The sequence below is a fragment of the Acidiphilium sp. PA genome (assembly GCF_026191915.1).
Lineage (GTDB): Bacteria > Pseudomonadota > Alphaproteobacteria > Acetobacterales > Acetobacteraceae > Acidiphilium.
Map to the genome: position 1 here is coordinate 47,739 of NZ_JAIMBY010000010.1, position 18,772 is coordinate 66,510.

The 18,772-nt window shown below is 64.4% G+C and carries 18 protein-coding genes; 17 read left to right on the forward strand and 1 reads right to left on the reverse strand.

Annotation, left to right across the window (positions count from 1 at the left end; translation table 11 throughout):
- Positions 1-4 precede the first annotated feature (4 nt).
- Complete coding sequence (locus AruPA_RS12845) at positions 5-1,927, reverse strand: sigma-54-dependent Fis family transcriptional regulator (protein WP_265637103.1); 1,923 nt, start codon at positions 1,925-1,927, stop codon at positions 5-7.
- Between the two features lie 308 nt (positions 1,928-2,235).
- Between AruPA_RS12845 and adh the strand changes: the two genes are divergently transcribed.
- From adh to AruPA_RS12930, 17 genes are all read left to right on the forward strand, one after another.
- The gene (gene adh / locus AruPA_RS12850) at positions 2,236-3,768 is read left to right on the forward strand and encodes an aldehyde dehydrogenase (RefSeq protein ID WP_265637104.1); all 1,533 of its coding nucleotides are present in this window, start codon (positions 2,236-2,238) and stop codon (positions 3,766-3,768) included.
- A gap of 1 nt (position 3,769) precedes the next feature.
- Positions 3,770-4,165 carry a DUF779 domain-containing protein gene (locus AruPA_RS12855; RefSeq protein WP_265637105.1) on the forward strand — a complete coding sequence of 132 codons (396 nt, stop codon included), beginning with the start codon at positions 3,770-3,772 and terminating at the stop codon, positions 4,163-4,165.
- 73 nt (positions 4,166-4,238) lie between these two features.
- Positions 4,239-5,951: a PQQ-dependent dehydrogenase, methanol/ethanol family gene (locus AruPA_RS12860; RefSeq protein ID WP_265637106.1), complete on the forward strand. Its 1,713-nt coding sequence runs from the start codon at positions 4,239-4,241 to the stop codon at positions 5,949-5,951.
- Positions 5,944-6,729 carry a hypothetical protein gene (locus AruPA_RS12865; RefSeq protein ID WP_265637107.1) on the forward strand — a complete coding sequence of 262 codons (786 nt, stop codon included), beginning with the start codon at positions 5,944-5,946 and terminating at the stop codon, positions 6,727-6,729. The genes AruPA_RS12860 and AruPA_RS12865 overlap by 8 nt, the downstream gene beginning before the upstream one ends.
- 165 nt (positions 6,730-6,894) lie before the next feature.
- Positions 6,895-7,296: a c-type cytochrome gene (locus AruPA_RS12870; RefSeq protein WP_265637108.1), complete on the forward strand. Its 402-nt coding sequence runs from the start codon at positions 6,895-6,897 to the stop codon at positions 7,294-7,296.
- A 253-nt stretch (positions 7,297-7,549) separates the two neighbouring features.
- Positions 7,550-8,014, forward strand: a complete 465-nt coding sequence (gene speD, locus AruPA_RS12875; protein ID WP_265637109.1) for an adenosylmethionine decarboxylase — start codon at positions 7,550-7,552, stop codon at positions 8,012-8,014.
- Positions 8,015-8,083: 69 nt separating this feature from the next.
- The gene (gene speE / locus AruPA_RS12880) at positions 8,084-8,947 is read left to right on the forward strand and encodes a polyamine aminopropyltransferase (RefSeq protein ID WP_265637110.1); all 864 of its coding nucleotides are present in this window, start codon (positions 8,084-8,086) and stop codon (positions 8,945-8,947) included.
- Between the two features lie 148 nt (positions 8,948-9,095).
- Positions 9,096-11,033 carry a phospholipase C gene (locus AruPA_RS12885; protein ID WP_265637111.1) on the forward strand — a complete coding sequence of 646 codons (1,938 nt, stop codon included), beginning with the start codon at positions 9,096-9,098 and terminating at the stop codon, positions 11,031-11,033.
- 120 nt (positions 11,034-11,153) lie between these two features.
- Entirely contained in the window at positions 11,154-11,936 is a 783-nt protein-coding gene (locus tag AruPA_RS12890; RefSeq protein WP_265637112.1) for a molybdopterin-synthase adenylyltransferase MoeB, read from the forward strand.
- The gene (locus AruPA_RS12895) at positions 11,929-12,453 is read left to right on the forward strand and encodes an SH3 domain-containing protein (RefSeq protein ID WP_265637113.1); all 525 of its coding nucleotides are present in this window, start codon (positions 11,929-11,931) and stop codon (positions 12,451-12,453) included. The genes AruPA_RS12890 and AruPA_RS12895 overlap by 8 nt, the downstream gene beginning before the upstream one ends.
- A 102-nt stretch (positions 12,454-12,555) precedes the next feature.
- The gene (locus AruPA_RS12900) at positions 12,556-13,089 is read left to right on the forward strand and encodes a GcrA family cell cycle regulator (protein WP_265637114.1); all 534 of its coding nucleotides are present in this window, start codon (positions 12,556-12,558) and stop codon (positions 13,087-13,089) included.
- Positions 13,090-13,244: 155 nt separating this feature from the next.
- Entirely contained in the window at positions 13,245-13,925 is a 681-nt protein-coding gene (locus AruPA_RS12905) for a class I SAM-dependent methyltransferase (protein ID WP_265637115.1), read from the forward strand.
- A 189-nt stretch (positions 13,926-14,114) separates the two neighbouring features.
- Positions 14,115-15,053, forward strand: coding sequence for a cytochrome c oxidase subunit II (gene coxB, locus AruPA_RS12910; protein ID WP_265637116.1), 939 nt, complete (start codon positions 14,115-14,117; stop codon positions 15,051-15,053).
- A gap of 45 nt (positions 15,054-15,098) precedes the next feature.
- The gene (ctaD, locus tag AruPA_RS12915) at positions 15,099-16,694 is read left to right on the forward strand and encodes a cytochrome c oxidase subunit I (RefSeq protein WP_265637200.1); all 1,596 of its coding nucleotides are present in this window, start codon (positions 15,099-15,101) and stop codon (positions 16,692-16,694) included.
- Positions 16,695-16,734: 40 nt separating this feature from the next.
- Positions 16,735-17,691, forward strand: a complete 957-nt coding sequence (locus tag AruPA_RS12920; protein WP_265637117.1) for a heme o synthase — start codon at positions 16,735-16,737, stop codon at positions 17,689-17,691.
- Positions 17,688-17,873, forward strand: a complete 186-nt coding sequence (locus AruPA_RS12925) for a hypothetical protein (protein ID WP_265637118.1) — start codon at positions 17,688-17,690, stop codon at positions 17,871-17,873. The genes AruPA_RS12920 and AruPA_RS12925 overlap by 4 nt, the downstream gene beginning before the upstream one ends.
- 45 nt (positions 17,874-17,918) lie before the next feature.
- Positions 17,919-18,770: a cytochrome c oxidase subunit 3 gene (locus tag AruPA_RS12930; protein ID WP_265637119.1), complete on the forward strand. Its 852-nt coding sequence runs from the start codon at positions 17,919-17,921 to the stop codon at positions 18,768-18,770.
- Positions 18,771-18,772: the final 2 nt, after the last annotated feature.

The following is an 18,772-nucleotide window of genomic DNA, read 5'->3' on the forward strand; positions in this document are numbered from 1 at the left end:
GGCATCAGTCCGCCGGCTGCAAGGCGGCAAGGCGGCGGTACAGGGTGTTGCGGCTGATGCCGAGGCGACGTGCCGCAGCACTCATGTTGCCGGCGGCCTGTTCGACCGCCTGCAGAATAACCTGATCGGCCGCGGTGCGGAGCGATTGCCGGTCATCGGGGCGGCCGTGCGGCACGGCCGGTATTGTGGTCTGGCGGCGCAGATCAGCCGCGATATCATCGGGCAGATGGTGCCAGTCGAGCTCGGTGTCGCCGTCGTCGCACAGCGAAGCGGCAATGCGCAGCACGCTCGCGAGTTCGCGGATATTGCCGGGCCAGGTATGGGCTTGCAGCGCGGCAAGCAGCGGATCGGCGATGCGCCGGGGCCCGGTGCGGCCGGGGGCGCGGGCGAGGATGGACGTGATCAGGGCGACAAGATCGGTGCGCTCGCGCAGCAGCGGCAGGGCGATGCACAACCCATTGAGCCTGTAGTACAGATCCGAGCGGAAACGGCCCTTCGCGATATCGGCCCTGAGGTCGCGGTTGGTTGCGCTGATCAACGCGAAATCGACCGCAACGGGCCGCCCACCCAGCGGGGCCACGGTCCGGTCTTCCAGCACGCGCAACAGGCGGCTCTGGAGCGATGCCGGCATATCGCCGATTTCGTCGAGAAACAGTGTACCGCCCGCGGCCTCGCGAATGCGCCCGAGCGCGCCCTCACGCCTGGCGCCGGTGAAGGCGCCGGGCGCGTAGCCGAACAATTCCGCCTCGATCAGATGTTCCGGCAGCGCGGCGCAGTTCACCGCGACGAAGGCCTCGCCCCGGCGTGGCCCGGCGGCGTGGATCGCCTGGGCCATCACATCCTTGCCCGCCCCGGTTTCGCCGCGCAGCAGGATCGGGATGGGTTTACCCAGCACCCGGCGGATCTGCCCGATCGCGCGGGAGATTGCGGCATCGCCGGTATCGAGTGCGGCGAGCGCGTCGGCCGGCCACATAGGCGTCGCCGGCCGGGGCCGGTTGATCCGCGGAATTTCGAGCCGCACGTACAGGCGTGAGCCATCGCGGCGGCAGATTTCGATGGGTTCGCCGCCGCGCTGGCGGTCGCGCGCGAGCAGATCGGCGAACCGTCCCTCGATCTGATCGGCGATGCTGGCGCGTCCCATATCGACCCGGCGCAGACCGAGCAAATCGGTCGCCGGGCGGTTGGCGCCGAGGATGAGCCCATCCGGGCTGATCGCCAGCACGCCTTCCACCACGGTGCCGACCGCCTGCAGGGCCGTGTGAAACCGCAGCTTGATGTCGCGCACGTGGTTGATCTCGAACATCCGGTTCTCGATCATCTGGGCGGCGGCGCGCACCAGGCCGAAGGTGTGCGGGTGATAGATCCGGTGATCGCACGAAATATCGAGCACGCCGAGCAGGCTGCCGTCCGAGGCGGCAAGGGGGGCGGCCGCGCAGGCCAGAAACCCGTTGCGATCCAGGAAGTGTTCCGGCCCGTGGATGACCACCGGCGCCGCCTCGATCAGCGCGGTACCGACCGCATTGGTGCCACGATCGGCCTCCGCCCAGCAGGCGCCCGGTTGCAGCGCGACGCGGGCGGCCCGATCGCTGAACCCGGGGTCGCCCACCGCATCGAGCAGAAACCCGTTCTGGTCGGACAGCAGGATGATGCAACCGGAATCGCGGATCTGCGCGTGCAGGTAATCGATGATCGGGCGCGCCCGCATGGTCAGATCGCCCTGGCGCTCAACCGCCTCGTGCAATTCCCGCCCGCCGAGATGCCTTGCATCGATGCACGGCCGTTCAGGCGATAACCCGGCAGAGACGCAGCGCGTCCACGAGCGGGTCAACAGGGGCGGCAACCCGACAACCGCCCCGCTGGTCGCAAGATTGCGTCGCGCCGTCGCAAGATCGGCCGCCGCGGCAGGATGACTGGCATGAGCCCGCATTTTACTGTGCTTCTCTTTCGTTCCACCCGTAATGCTGGCGACCCTTTAGCCGGGTCCGTTATGCCAGCGAGCATTAGGCCGGCGCACCACCGCTGACAACAAAAACCGTCACGCAGCCCCGCACTGTCCCGTTTCAGGACAATGTCCCGCAACGGGACGTCCCGATACCGTGACGGAGGCCGCCCGCGCCCGGCAAACCCGCGGCGCCGCGCGGTTCGCCGGCTGGCACGGGACTTGCGATGTAGCGGTCAACCAGATCAAGCGCAGGTCGCCATGGTGGCGGCGGCGCACCCAAAGGAGGACCGACCATGCCCGACGGCTCATTGCGCCCCACCCCCGGCACCGCGCCCGGCGGTTTCGCGTTCAAACCCCGCTACGAGAATTTCATCGGCGGCAAATTCACCCCACCCCTCGGCGGCCGCTATTTCGACAACGTCACCCCGGTCACCGGCCAGGTCTTCACCGAGGTCGCCCGTTCCGACGAGGCTGATATCAACGCCGCGCTCGATGCCGCGCACGCCGCCGCCGATGCCTGGGGCCGCACCTCCACCACCGAACGCGCCAACATGCTCAACCGCATCGCCGATGTGATGGAGCAGAACCTCGCTCTGCTCGCCTATGTCGAGACCATCGACAACGGCAAGCCGATCCGCGAAACGACGGCGGCCGACATCCCCCTCGCCATCGACCATTTCCGCTATTTCGCCGGCTGCATCCGCGCCCAGGAAGGCGCGCTGTCGCAGATCGACGATACCACGGTCGCCTATCATTTTCACGAACCGCTCGGCGTGGTCGGCCAGATCATCCCCTGGAATTTCCCGATCCTGATGGCGGTCTGGAAACTCGCCCCGGCCCTGGCCGCCGGCAATTGCGTCGTCCTCAAGCCGGCCGAGCAGACGCCGGTGAGCATCCTGGTTCTGGTCGAATTGATCGCCGACATCCTGCCCCCCGGCGTGCTCAACGTGGTCAACGGCTTCGGCCTCGAAGCCGGCAAGCCGCTCGCCTCGTCCAAGCGGATCGCGAAAATCGCCTTCACCGGCGAGACCACCACCGGCCGCCTGATCATGCAGTACGCCAGCCACAATCTCATCCCGGTCACGCTGGAACTCGGCGGCAAATCGCCCAACATCTTTTTCGCCGACGTATGCGACGCGGACGACGCCTTCTTCGACAAGGCGCTGGAAGGCTTCGCGATGTTCGCCCTCAACCAGGGCGAGGTCTGTACCTGTCCCTCCCGCGCCCTGATCCAGGAAAGCATCTACGACCGGTTCATGGAGCGTGCGCTCGCCCGCGTGAAGGCGATCAAGCAGGGCAGCCCGCTCGATCCCTCGACCATGATCGGCGCCCAGGCCTCGACCGAGCAGGTCGACAAGATCCTGTCCTATTTCGACATCGGCCGCCAGGAAGGCGCCGAAGTGCTCACCGGCGGCGCCCGTGCCGCCCATGGCGGCGAATTGTCGGAAGGCTTCTACATCGAGCCCACCATCTTCCGCGGCAACAACAAGATGCGCGTGTTCCAGGAGGAAATCTTCGGCCCGGTCGTCTCGGTGACCACGTTCAAGGACGAAGCCGAAGCGCTCGAAATCGCCAACGACACGCTCTATGGCCTTGGTTCCGGTGTCTGGACCCGCAACGGCAACCGCGCCTACCAGTTCGGCCGCAACATCAAGGCCGGCCGGGTCTGGACCAATTGCTACCATCTGTACCCCGCCCATTCCGCGTTCGGCGGCTACAAGCAATCGGGCATCGGGCGCGAGAACCACAAAATGATGCTCGATCATTACCAGCAGACCAAAAACATGCTGGTCAGCTACAGCCCCAACAAGCTTGGGTTCTTCTGACATGCACCGTGCCGCGCCCGATGCGTCGATCGAGCGGGTGATCGCCACACCGGCGGCCCTCGCCCTGATCGCCCAGCTCGAAGCGCGGCACGGCCCCGTGCTGTTTCACCAGTCGGGCGGTTGCTGCGACGGCTCATCGCCGATGTGCTACCCGCAGGACGATTTCCTGACCGGCCCGGACGATGTCTGCCTCGGTGCCATCGGCGGCGTGCGATTTTTCATGAGCGCATCGCAGTTCGAATACTGGCGCCACACGCAGATCATCATCGATGTCGTCGCCGGCATGGGCGGCATGTTCTCGCTGGAAAACGGCACCGGCCAGCGGTTCCTGACCCGCTCACGCGTGTTTTCCGACGAGGAGGCGGCACGATTGAACCCAGACCAACCCGCAGGTTGACTTGTTTCGGTTTATGCCCAAACATTTAGACCAATAACCAGTAATCAATAAAAGACACATCGGAGGACTGACAATGAAACTCAAGACATCGACCCTCACGTCCTGCTTGCTCGGCAGCGCCCTGCTCGCGCTCGCCATCCCCGGCATCGGCCATGCCATGCCATCCTACCCGCCGGTGACCCAGTCCCGGCTCGACAACGCCGCCTCATCCAAAGGCTGGCTGATGTTCAACCGCGACTATGCGGGCGACGATTACGCCCCCTATGCCGCGATCAACACCAGCAACGTCGCCTCGTTGAAGCCGGTCTGGACCTCGCCCAAGGTCAACATCCCGCACGGTTTCGAAAACGTGCCGATCATCAACGGCGACTACATGTTCGTCACCACCCCGCTCGATCACCTCATGGCGTTCGACGCCAAGACCGGCAAGCTGCTCTGGAAATACACCTACAAGCTGGCGGGCGATGCGACCAAGACGATCTGCTGCGACGTCAATAACCGCGGCGTCGCCGTCTATGACGACATGGTCTACATGGCCACGATCGACAATCACGTCGTTGCCTTCGATGCCAAGACCGGCAAGGTCGCCTGGAACACCGCCCTGTACAAGCCCGGGGTCGGCTACTCGATCGACGAAGCCCCGCTGATCGTCGATGGCAAGGTGGTGGTCGGCGTCGGCGGCGGCGAATATGGCGCGCGCGGCTTCATCGCGGCGCTCGATGCCAAGACCGGCAAACTCGACTGGAAACTCCACACCATCCCCGCGCCCAGCCAGCCCGGCGGCAAGACCTGGCCGGCCGGCGCCTACAAGCACGGCGGCGGCAGCCCGTGGATGACCGGCACCTACGATCCCTCGACCAAAACCCTGTTCTGGGGTGTCGGCAACCCCGGCCCGTGGCTCGCCTCGACCCGCCCCGGCCACAACCTCTATTCCGACAGCCTGCTGGCGATCGACCCGTCCACCGGCAAGATCAAATGGCACTACCAGTATACCCGCAACGACACCTGGGATTACGATGGCGTCAATACACCGACGCTGAGCAACGTCACCTACAAGGGCAAGCCCTACAAGGCGATCGTCGAGGCCAACCGCAACGGCTATTTCTACGCGATCAATCGCGAAGACGGCAAACTGATCTATGCCAAACCCTTCGTGCACGATACCTCGATCACCGGCATCAGCCCCGGCGGCCACGCCATCAACAACACCGCGAACCAACCCGGCCTCGATAAACAGATCACCACCTGCCCCAGCTTCCTCGGCGGCAAGAACTGGTGGGCCGCCGCGGTCGATCCCAAGACCAACATGGCCTACGTGCCGACGCTGCACGCCTGCATGACCATGAAGGGCGTCCCCACCAGCTACGCCGCCGGCCTGCCCTATCTGGGCGAAACCTTCCAGATGATCCCCGACCCCACCTCGCCCGATCTCGGCTCGGTGCAGGCGATCGATCTGTCGACCGGCAAGCAGGTCTGGCAATACAAGACCAAGGCGCCCTGGAACGGCGGCATGACGGCAACCGCCGGCGGTGTCGTCTTCAGCGGCGGCACCAACGGCAAGCTCTACGGGTTCGATGCCAAAACCGGCAAAATCCTGTGGACCAGTGCTGATCTCGGTTCGCCGATCGTCGCCGCACCGGTCTCCTACGAGGTCGATGGCAAGCAGTATGTCGCGGTCTGGTCGGGCTGGGGTGGCGTCTGGCCGCTCTGGTCGGGCAAGCTCGGCGCGCCGCTGACCAAGGCGCCCACCGGCGGCCAGCTGCACGTCTTCGCCCTGAATGGTTGACGTCACACCCAACACCCCGCCGCGTCCGCGGCGGGGTCTCGTCTGGTCCGGCGTTGCCCTGATCCTGGCAACGCTTACCGCCTCGGCCGGTGCAGCGACCACCAGTTTCTGCATCGACAAAGGCAATCCCTTCTTCAACATCGACCACGCCGTCGCCACCGCCGTCGCGCAGGCCGAACACACGACGCCGCATTTCACCGTGATCGACACCAGAGTTGGCGCCGATGCCCTCAATGCGCAGAAGGGCGTCTTCTTCGCCAAACTGGCAAGCCGCTGCGATCTGGTGATGGGATTTCCTGTCGAAACCGGCTACCCGACCGTGCCGGCCGGCGTCATGGCCACCAACCCCTACGCCGCCACCGGCTTCGTCCTCGCCGCCACCGGCAGCAGCGCGCCGAGTTTCGCGAGCCTCGCGCCGCACACCAAGGTCGGCATCACCTATCTCACCGTGCCGAGCACCTATTTCGACCACGGCCACGGCGCCACGCTCGAAGCCCATGAATACTCGACCCCCGCCTCCCTCTACCGCGCGCTCGAAGCAAAAGACGTCGCGGTCGCCCTGATGTGGCAGCCCTGGCTGGTCAACCACCTCGCGCACACCCACGCCAAGGTCGCCCAGCACGCCCTGAGCCTGCCGCACGCGCAATGGCAGATCGTCGCCCTCTACAGCACAGCGCACGCCGCGTCAGGCAAATCGTTCGACCACGCGTTGCAGCATTTGGTGGCGCATCGGCAACTGGCTTCACTGGTTGTGCCTTACCGTGTGCCGACGAAATAAGAAGACTTCTTTTTTGAAAAAAAGAAGCAAAAAAACTTTGAACACTTGAGCCTGTACCAGTGAAACCGCCCATGCCCCAAATTAAAAAAAGTTTTTTGCTTCTTTTTTTCAAAAAAGAAGCCTTCCCTTAACCTTACCTAATTCTTCCCAACCAAGGACCACCCCATGAAACTTCCCTTGCTCCTCGCCGCCAGCCTTACCCTCACCGGCATCGCCGTCGCCGCCGCGCCCCCGGCCATCTACACCGCCGCCCAGGCGACCGCAGGGCATGCGGATTTCGAGACCCATTGCTCGATGTGCCACGGCAAAAACCTCCAGGGCATCGCGGGCCCCACCCTGATCGGCCAGAGCTTCGCCAGCAAAGCGAACAACTACACCGTCGCCGCGATTTTCGATGAATTATCGCAACAAATGCCGGCCGGCGCCCCCGCCAGCCTGACCAACACCCAATATGCCGACATCATGGCCTTCATCCTCTCGAAAAACGGCTACCCCGCCGGCAGCACGCCGCTCACTTTCGAAGGCGCGCAGAGCTCGACCGTCAAACTGATCTCCCAGGTCAAATAGAAAACCCGCACCGCCCCCGCCGCGCCGGTTCACCGCGCGGCGCGCGTCCCTCGACCCGCCAAGCCGCCCGCCCACGTCCCGCCATACCCCCACCGCATTCCCCCCGTGCGGCAGGGGGGTGAAATTTCACACAACAATCCCCGAAAAGCCCTTGCGTCTCTAGGGATTTATGCGCATATCGCGCTCTCTTTGGCCCCGGGGGGCGCGGCGCGGTGCTGCGTTCTACAGGCTGTCACTGGTTTGGGGGTTCGCAATGAACGCACTTGCCCGACTGGGGATGGTCTCGGATTTTCCGAGCGAAAACCAGACGTTTGCGCACGACACGGTCGATGAAGTCGCCGTGCCGAAGGATTATTTCGTAGAACGTGACGGCGTGAAATTCGCTGGTACGCATCTGCTCATCGATTTATGGGGGGCCAGCAACCTCGACGATCCCGCCCTGATCGATGTCACACTGCGTGATGGCGCCCTGGCCGCCGGCGCGACCATTCTGCACAGCCACTTCCACCATTTCACGCCCAATGGCGGCGTGTCGGGCGTCGTCGTGCTGGCGGAGAGCCATATCTCGATCCATACCTGGCCCGAGCGCGGTTTCGCCGCGGTCGATATCTTCATGTGCGGCGAATGCGATCCCTACAAGGCGATCAGCTTCCTGCGCGCCACCTTCTCGCCGAGCGACGTGCAGGTGGCCGAACAGCGCCGCGGACTGACCACCTGATTTCATCGGGCTGAAACCGACACACCGCCTTACAGCATGTAAGGCGGTGTTTTCGTATGGAGTGAACGAATGACCGACATGTGGGTGAACGAAACCCTTTACCCCTACTGGGGCCAGCGCTTCCGCGTCACGCGTGAGCTTGCGCGCGCCAAAAGCGACTTCCAGGACATCGCCATCGTCGACACCGAATTCCATGGCCGCGTCATGCTGCTCGACGGCGTGGTGCAAATCACCGAGGCCGATGAATTCGTCTACCAGGAAATGCTCGCCCACGTGCCGATCCTGGCCCATGGCGACGCGAAATCCGTCCTGATCATCGGAGCGGGCGACGGCGGCGTGCTCAGGCGCGTGCTGATGCACAAATCCGTCACCAAGGCCGTCATGGTCGAAATCGACGGCGAGGTGATCCGCCTTTCGAAGGAATTCCTCCCCGCCATCGGCGGCGATGCCTGGACCGACAAGCGCGCCGATGTCATCGTCGGTGACGGTATCGACTACGTCAAGCGCGCGCCGGATGCGAGTTTCGATGTCATCATCGTCGATTCGACCGATCCGATCGGCGTCGGCGAAGTCCTGTTCACCGACGCGTTCTATCAAAACTGCGCGCGCATCCTGACCGATCGCGGCCTGATCGTGAACCAGTGCGGCGTCCCCTTCATGCAGGCCGACGAACTGCGCGAAACCTCCGCCCGCCGCCGCAATTTCTTTCCCCATGTCACCGCCTACATCGCGGCCGTGCCCACCTATGTCGGCGGCTACATGACGCTGGGATGGGCCGGCAAGGACGCAGCCCTGACCACCCTGTCGATCGAAACCATCACCGAACGCGCCCAGGCGGCCGGCATTCTGGGCACCACCCGCTACTGGTCACCCCAGATCCACGTCGCCTCCTTCTGGCTGCCGCCATACATCGCCAAACATCTGCCAGCCTGAGCCCGAGCCTTGGCGTGATCGGGCAGAACGCCGCGCCCGGTCGCGCGGCCGCCGGCCCGGGGGTCGCCCGTCATAAAAGGTTCACGACCACCCCCTTTTTTCGCGGGGCCGGTTCGGCCATGGGTAGCGCGATAACGAGGAGGGTTTCATGCGCCTACGGGACCGTTTGATTTCGACAGTGCTGGCCACCGCCATGGTGATGCCGGGGTTTGCCGCAGCCGGCGTCACCGCGCCCATTCCCCCGGCGGCGCGGCCCTACGTGGTTGCCGCGGGCCAGGAGCCGCATCTCTCACCAGCGCAGATGACCGCGCTGCTCCGCCAGCACATCAAATACGTCTTCGTCCTGTATCAGGAAAATCGCTCGTTCGATTCCTATTTCGGCACCTATCCGGGCGCGGATGGGCTCTATTCGCAACCCGCGTCTCAAACGCCGGGCTTGACGCAGAAGATCATCGGCGTCTCCGGCAAGGTCGAGACGATCCAGCCCTTCACGATCGGGCCGGCCCAGTTCGCGGCCGACACGGACGACATCGATCATTCCCACCCCATCATGTTCGCCAAAATGCACATCGTGAACGGCCATGCCGAAATGAACCATTTCGCGCTGGGCGAAGAGCGGAAATACTGGAAATCCGGCCCGACCCCCTCGCTCAAGGCCAAGCAGATGGGCGAACTCGCGATGGCGCACGAGGATTGCAACACGATCCCCATCCTATGGCGCTACGCCGATCGTTTCGTGCTGATGGATCACATGTTCCAGGACATGGTCGGCCCCTCCACCCCCGGGAATCTCTCGATCTTCGCGGCCCAGACCGGTCTGACGCAATGGGCCTTGCACCCGAACGAGGCATGGAAGCAGGTAGGCAAGCCGGGCGACCCGGTCGATTCCGATATCGACCCGCTCTGGGGCTCGCGCGAAGATCCGTTCCAGCACAAGCTGGTGCCCTACAACCCGCGCGACTACGCGCAAGACGGGCCGGGCAAGGTGCAGATCAACCAGACCTACGCCACCGTCGCGCTGACCACCGCGGGCAACACCATCAAGGCCAAGACCAGCCACGATCTCGACCCCAAGCCCGACCTCGCCGACGTCGCCAAGGACATCTCCTTCATCCAGCGGCTCGACCGGCATAAGGTGGCCTGGCGCTGGTTCGAGGAAGGCTTCTCCAGCCTGCCGGCCGCCAACAACCTCGGCCCGAAGGACGCCGATGGTGTGCACGCCTCCTACATCACCCATCACAACGGGCCGCAATATTTCGGCTACATCGCGAACAACCCGAAAATGACCGCCGATATGGGCGGGCTGCGCGCCTTCTTCAGCGCGGTCAAAGGCGGCACGCTGCCGGCGGAAGGCGGCGTGTTCTACGTCAAAGGCGGCTACCGCAATGGCTTCGGCCTCAAGCCCACCGATCCCAACGCCACCGTGCAAAAGAAATTTCTGGGCGATGACGATCACCCCGGCTATTCCGATGCACAGATCAGCGAGGCCCTGCTGGCGCGCGCGGTGAACACGATCGCAGCGAGCAAATACTGGGCGCATGCCGCCATCATCATCACCTGGGATGACTCGGAAGGCGATTACGACCATGTCCCGCCGCCGGAACTCGCGACGGCGCCGGATGGCACGGTCCTGAGCGATGGGCCGCGCGTGCCATTCCTGGTGATCTCGCCCTACGCCAGGGTGCACGCGATTGCGCACGCCGTCGGCAACCAGGCCTCGGTGGTCAAATTCGTCGATGCCGTGTTCAACCTGCCGCCCCTGGCAACGCTGCCGGATGAAAAAAAGGGCCGCGCGATCGGCCAGAAACAGTTCCACCAGCCATACATGGGACCATTCGATGCCGAAACGCCGGATGTGACGAACCTGGCCTCCGCCTTCGATCCCGCCCGGCTCGATGGCAAGGCCAAACCCCTGCCGGCATCCTACGCCATGGTGCCCGAGAGCTGGACGACCGCGCTGCCGGCCACGACGGGCGCGGATTGCAAAATGATCGGCCTGGTCCCGACCAATGTGCAACTGCATATCCCCAACGTCATCCCGCCGGGGTTCAATCCCCGGCCCAAGACCAATCCCGGGGTGGGGTGAGGGCCGGGGAGGGAAGCGCTACTTTTTCGCAAAAAAGTAGCAAAAAACTTTTCGACTCTGGTTGGCAGGGGTTCCGGCTGCCCTCTTGATCGATCCTGCGGGTGGTGCGATTCGAGCGCCATGGATCTGAATTTTTCGGAAGCCGAAATCGCCCGCTACTCGCGCCACATCCTGCTGCGCGAAGTGGGCGGCACCGGCCAGGCGCGCCTGCGGGCGACCTCCGTGCTGATCATCGGCGCCGGCGGGCTTGGCAGTCCGGCGGCGCTGTACCTTGCAGCCGCCGGCATCGGGCGCATCGGCATCGTCGATCACGACGTGCTGGAACTCTCCAACCTCCAGCGCCAGATCGCGCACACCATGGCCGGCATCGGGCGCGCCAAGGTCGCCAGCGCGGCGGCGGCGATGCGGGCGATCAACCCGGACATCATCGTCACCCCGATCGAGGCGCGGGTCGATCCGGCAAGCACCAACGCGCTGATCGCCGATTACGACATCGTGCTCGACGGCACCGATAATTTCGAAACACGGTTTCTGGTCGCCGATGCCTGCGTGCGGGCGCGCAAAACACTAATCTCGGCGGCGGTGCTGCGGTTCGAAGGCCAGATTTCCACCTTCAAGCCGCACGCCGGGGCCGAACTGCCGTGCTACCGCTGCCTCTACCCCGAAGCGCCGCCCGCCGGCATGGTGCCAAGCTGTTCCGAAGCCGGCGTGCTCGGCCCGGTCACCGGCGTCATGGGCACGCTCCAGGCGGTGGAGGCGATGAAGGAAAGTCTGGGCATCGGCACCGGTCTGGCCGGCCGCCTGTTGCTGTGGGACGCGCTGGACATGCGCTTTCGCATGATCGCCGTACCGCGCGATCCAAACTGCCCGGTCTGCGGCCCAGCGGGCACGTCCCATGCGTAAGGCCCGCGCCGCGATCCTGCCGCTCCTGGCGCTCATCCTGGCCGCCTGGCACGCGCCCAACCCCGGCCCGGGCCCCGGCCCCGCCAAAGGCAGCGCAACCGGCTGGCCGGTGCCCCGCTTCGAGAGTTTCCGCTCCGATCAAATCTATATGCGCGCCGGCCCGGGCTTTCAGTACCCGATCGTCTGGGTCTATCACCGGTTCGACCTGCCGGTGGAAATCACCGGCGAATTCAACGTCTGGCGCCACGTCGTCGCGCCGGATGGCGGCACCGGCTGGGTGCACGAAGCCTTGCTGCACGGCGTGCGCAGTTTCATCGTCACCGGCGGCCGTCACACCATGCGCGCAGCGCCCGATCCCACGGCGGCCCCGGTGGCCTATCTCGACAAGGGCGTGATCGGCGTGATCACCGCCTGCAAGCCGGACGCCACCTGGTGCGCGGTCGAAGCCGGCCACCGGCGCGGCTATCTCCCGCGCGCCGATTTCTGGGGCAGTTTCGCCGGCGAAGCGATAAAATAATCCGACTTGTCCACAGAAAACTGCCTCCATGCCCTTAACAATATATTGAGCACGATTGGCTGATAGACTACTCTATATTGTATCAACCATGAGGACATGGCGATGGATTGGACAGACGACGCAATCATGCGGCTTCGGAGCTTGTGGGACGATGGCTTGTCCACCGCCGAAATCGGCCGGCGCCTGGGCATTTCGAAAAATGCCGTCGTTGGCAAGGCGCACCGGCTCGACCTGCCCGCCCGGCCCTCACCGATCCGGCGCGACCCCGCCACGTTGAACGTGCCACGCGAGCCCGCGCCGCGCCGGGTTTCCGGCCCCACGCTGCCATCCATGGCCGAACCGCCCGAGGCGCCGGTCAGCCCGGCCACCCCGGCCGCCGCATCGCCGGCCCCCGCAATCACCCCGGTCGCCGCCCCGCCCGTCAACCGGCCGGCCCGCCCCTCGCTGGTCGCCGCCATGACCGCACCCATTCGCCTGTCACCCCGCGCGCCGGCCTGCTGCTGGCCGATCGGTGAACCCGGCACCGCAACCTTCCGTTTCTGCGGCGAGCCGGCGCTGAACGGCAAGCCCTACTGCGGCCCCCACGCCGATATCGCCTATGTCCGCGTCCGCGACCGGCGTGAGGATGTGGCCTGATAACGCCCCCTGGTTCGCCTGCCCTACTTGCATGCGAGCCCCGCATCCCCCACAACAGACAGTGTAGTTACGAAAATGTGACGCCTCTGCCGGCGGCTGGGTTTCGCGGCGCCGATCAGGCAGGGTTCGGGGACTGACAGGAGCACCGTGCGTTCATGAGCGATACTTTCAAGACGGCTTCGGCCGATCCGCTTGCGGCGCGCAGTAATCTGGACGCTGACGCCGTGCGCGCCGCCTATCGTCGCTGGGCTGGCGTTTACGATGCGGTGTTCGGCGCCATCTCCGCCCCCGCCCGCCGCGCCGCCGTGGCCGCGGTCAACCAGGCACCGGGCACGGATGTGCTGGAAGTCGGTGTCGGCACCGGACTCGCACTGCCGCTCTATCTGCGGGAAAAGCGCATCACCGGGATCGACCTGTCAGCCGAAATGCTCGACCGCGCGCGCATCCGCGTGCGCCAGCAAAACCTCACCAATGTCGATCACCTGCTCGAGCTCGATGCCGAGGACACCGGCTTTGAATCCGGGCGGTTCGACATCGCGGTAGCCATGTTCGTCGCCTCGGTGGTGCCAAACCCGCGCAAACTGGCCGAGGAACTGCGCCGCGTGGTGCGGCCGGGCGGCACGATCCTGTTCGTCAACCATTTCGCCGCCGATGGCGGGCCGGTCGCCTGGGTCGAACGCGCCATGGCACCGGCGTCCCGCGCGCTGGGCTGGCACCCCGATTTCTCGATCGACCGCCTGATAGCACCGGCCGAAGCGGTCGGGCTGACGGCCCGCCCGATGCGCCCCTTCGGCCTGTTCCGCCTCGTGTCGCTTGTGAACACCACACCAGCCTGAGGTTGCGCGGCCCCACCGGAACGCCACCGCCCAGGCAGCCTTGATCCGGGCGGCACGGTGATATATCAACATTTGTGAATGCGCGTGGCGCTTGTGTAATCTGCGTGTTATTCTCAGGAAACCGACCCCATAAATGGACCTTACCGGCCGAGGCGAGCCCGGCCCGCAGCAATGGAACTGGCGGAATTGATGAAGCAATCGACTAAATACGGGCTCCTCGCCCTGGGCCTGATCACCGCCGCCGCCGCCGCGCATCCGGCCCTTGCCGCCAGCCTGCCGAAAAACAGCGCCGGCTTTACGGTCCACGCGCCACAACCCTGGGAATGGTGGTTCCAGCCGGCCGCAAGCCCGATCCAGAAAAGCATCGACTGGATGATGCAGTTCGTCCTCTGGATTATGTTCGGCGTCGTCCTGCTGGTCGCCGGCCTGCTGGCCTACATCATGGTCAAGTTCCGCGCCTCGGTGCATCCCGTCCCCTCGACCACGACGCATAACACCTTGATCGAGGTGATCTGGACGGTGGCGCCCGCCCTGCTGCTGATCGTGATTTTCGTCCCCTCGCTCAACATGATCTATCAGCAGTCGAACTATAAGCACCCCTACATGACGGTGAAGGTCACCGGCCATCAATGGTATTGGGAATACCAGTATCTCGGCGCCAAAGGGGTCGATTTCACCTCCTACCCGATCCCGCCCAACCAGTTGAAGCCCGGCGAGATCAAGCAATTGTCGGTCGATCACCCCTTGGTGGTCCCGGCCAACCGGAAAATCGTCTTCCAGATCACCAGCGGCGACGTGCTGCACTCCTTCTTCATCCCCTCGCTCGGCGTGCAGCGCTACGCGATCCCGGGGCAATACTGGCATCAATGGACCAAGATCGACGCACCCGGCGTCTATTACGGCGAATGCAACCAGATCTGCGGCATGAACCACGACAATATGCCGATCGAGATCGTCGCACTGCCGATGGCGCAGTTCCAGGCCTGGCTCGCCGAAGCCAAGGCCGATGCCGCGCAGGGCGATGTGCCGCCGGTCCACAAATACGAGGTTCTGGCCGAGGCCGCAGCCGCAAAAGCCGCATCGATCGCGCAACCGCACCTTGCACTCGCCAGCAACGCATCGAATTGAGAGTCCTGTGAATTCCGTCTCCATCATCCGCCAGGGGTCATGACCATGTCCGCGACCGCGCTTCACGACGACCACGCCGCCCACGGCCACCAGCCCGGCTTCCTTCGCCGCTGGCTGATGAGCACCAACCACAAGGATATCGGCACGCTCTACATCACCTGGGCGATCATCGCCGGGATCGAAGGCGGCGTGCTCTCCATGATCATGCGCGCCCAGTTGGCCGAACCCGGCAACACGCTGATCACCAACGGCGCGGCCTGGAACGCGATCGTCACCTCCCACGGCCTGCTGATGATCTTCTTTCTGGTCATGCCCGCGCTGATCGGCGGTTTCGGCAACTGGATGGTGCCGATGATGATCGGCGCACCGGACATGGCGTTCCCACGCCTGAACAACATGAGCTTCTGGTTCCTGTTCATGGGGTTCATCTTCGTCAACCTCGGCCTGCTGGTCGGCGTCGGCTCCGGCATCGGCTGGACCCTGTACCCGCCGCTGTCCGACATCACCTATTCACCCGGGCCGGCGGTCGACTTCACCCTGTTCTCGCTCCATCTGGCCGGTATTTCCTCCCTGCTGGGCGCGATCAACTTCATCGCCACCATCCTGAACATGCGCGCACCGGGCATGACGATGCATAAAATGCCGCTGTTCGTCTGGTCGATCCTGGTCACCGCCTTCCTCCTGCTGCTCGCCATTCCGGTCCTCGCCGGCGCCATCACCATGCTCATCATGGACCGCAATTTCGGCACCTCCTTCTTCGAGCCCGCCGGCGGCGGCGACCCGGTGCTGTTCCAGCATCTGTTCTGGTTCTTCGGACACCCCGAAGTCTACATCATGATCCTGCCGGCCTTCGGCATCGTCAGCCACGTGGTCTCGACCTTCTCGAAAAAGCCGATCTTCGGCTACCTCGGCATGGTCTACGCCATGGTCGCGATCGGCTTCGTCGGCTTCGTGGTCTGGGCGCACCATATGTTCGTCTCGGGCATCTCGATGGACAGCAAAGTCTATTTCGAGGCCGCGACCCTGGTCATCGCGGTGCCGACCGGCGTGAAAGTATTCTCCTGGATCGCGACCATGTGGGGCGGCTCGGTCGAGTTGAAGACCCCGATGCTGTGGGCCATCGGCTTCATCTTCATGTTCGTCGTCGGCGGCGCGACCGGCGTGGTGCTCGCCAACGCCGGTCTCGATACCGAGCTGCACAACACCTATTTCGTCATCGCGCATTTCCACTACGTGCTGTCGATGGGCTCGGTATTCGCGATCTTCGCCGGCTTCTATTACTGGATCGGCAAAATGTACGGCCAGCAGTACAACGAAACCCTCGGCAAGCTGCATTTCTGGCTGTTCTTCATCGGCGTCAACCTCACCTTCTTCCCGCAGCATTTCCTCGGCCTCGCCGGCATGCCGCGCCGCTACCCCGACTACCCGACCGCCTTCGCCGGCTGGAACTACGTCTCCTCCATGGGCGCCATCGTCTCAGGCGTCAGCACGCTGGTGTTCTTCGTGATCCTGTTCAAGATCTTCACCGGCAAACAGAAACTCGCCGCCAACTACTGGGGCGAGGGCGCGACCACCCTGGAATGGACCGTACCCTCCCCCGCGCCGCACCATACGTTCGAAGACGTGCCGGTGATCCGCTGAGCGGATCATCCGGCACGAGTAAACCGATTGGATCGTCTGAATGAGTGATACTATCATGCGCGCAAGCGCGCCGGCCGGCGTCGCGGAACCGGCCTTGCTCGACCAGGCGATCCTCGGCGCAACCACATCGGACTGGCTGGCCCTGCTCAAGCCGCGCGTCCTCTATCTCGTCGTCTACACCGGCGCGGCCGGCCTGCTGGTCGCCCCCGGCCCACTCAACCCGGTGCTCGCCTTCACCGCCATCCTCTGCATCGCCATGGCGGCCGGCGCCGCCGGCGCCATCAACATGTGGTACGATCGCGATATCGACGCCATCATGCGCCGCACGGCGAAGCGCCCGGTCCCCGCCGGGCGCATCTCACCCTCCGGCGCGCTCAGCTTCGGCGTCGGCCTGTCCTTCCTGTCCGTCCTGCTGATGTGGATGGCGACCAACCTGCTCGCCGCGGCCATCCTCGCGCTGTCCATCGCCTTCTACGTCTTCGTCTACACCATGTGGCTGAAGCGCCGCACCCCGCAGAACATCGTGATCGGCGGCGCCGCCGGCGCGTTCCCGCCCATCATCGGCTGGGTCGCCGTCACCGGTCATCTCGCGCTGCTGCCCCTCGTGCTGTTCGCGCTGATCTTCATCTGGACGCCACCGCATTTCTGGGCGCTCTCGCTGTTCGCCTCGGCCGATTACGAAAAAGCCGGCGTGCCGATGCTGCCGGTCGTCGCCGGCGCCAAAGCCACCCGCCGCGCGGTAATGAGCTACACGCTCTGGATGGTGCCGATCTCCCTGCTGCCCTACGTGCTGCACGAGGCCGGGTCGTTCTACGGCGCCAGCGCCCTCGGCCTCGGCGCGGCCTTCATCTGGTACGCGATCGGCGTGATGCGCGATCGCCAGGACGCCACCGGCGTCAGCCTGACGCGGGATGCACCGGCCAAGGCCGCCTTCAAATACTCCATCCTCTACCTGTTCCTGCTGTTCGGCGCGCTGGTCGTGGATCATTTCCTGTGACCGAAGCCGATCGCATCCCCGTAACCCCGACCAGTGCGAACTGGACTCCGGAACAGAAAGCCGAGTTCGTGCGCCGTCGGCGCGGACGAAACTGGGCCCTTTTCGGCGCCATGGTGGCGCTGTGCCTGCTGATCTATGCCATCGCCGTCGTCAAGCTTTACCACGCCGGGCATATGTGGTGATGACATAACGATGGTTCGGGCGACGCTTTCTGGGAGATTGATAACATGAGCGGTGATCTACACACGGCCGAGGGCCAAATCGCGGGCACGGTGCCACATCCGTACCATATGGTCGAACCGAGCATCTGGCCGGTATTCGGCGCGGTGTCGGCGATCCTGATCGCAGCCGGCATCATTTTCGTCGCCCATTACAACGACTACTGGTTCCTCATCGCCGGCACGCTCGGCGCCGTCGGCACCATGTATGTCTGGTGGCGCGACGTGGTGCGCGAAAGCCGCACCCCCGGCCTGCACAAACTCGTCACGCAAATCGGCATGCGCTACGGCATGGCGCTGTTCATCAGCTCCGAAGTGATGTTCTTCGTCTCGTTCTTCTGGGCCTATTTCAACTTCTTCTTCTACCCCTCGCACATGGGCTACGCCCACGCGCCGGTCTGGCCGCCCCAGCATATCACCACGATCGATCCGTTCGCGGTGCCGCTGTTCAACACCATGGTCCTGCTGCTTTCCGGCACCACCATCACCTGGGCCCACCACGCCCTGCTCGAAAACGATCGCCGCGGCATGATCCAGGGCCTCGGCGTCACCGTGCTGCTCGGCATCACCTTCCTCTGCGGCCAAGGCTACGAATACACCCACTCGCCGTTCAACTTCTACCACGGCGGCATCTTCCCCTCGGTGTTCTTCATCGCCACCGGCTTTCACGGCTTTCACGTCATCGTCGGCACCACCTTCCTGCTGGTGAATTTCTTCCGTGCCATCAAAGGCCAGTTCAGCGTCAAGCGGCATTTCGGCTTCGAAGCCGCCGCCTGGTACTGGCATTTCGTCGACGTCGTCTGGCTGTTCCTGTTCGTCTGCATCTACTATTTCGGCCGCAGCGCAATCACCGCGGCATGATG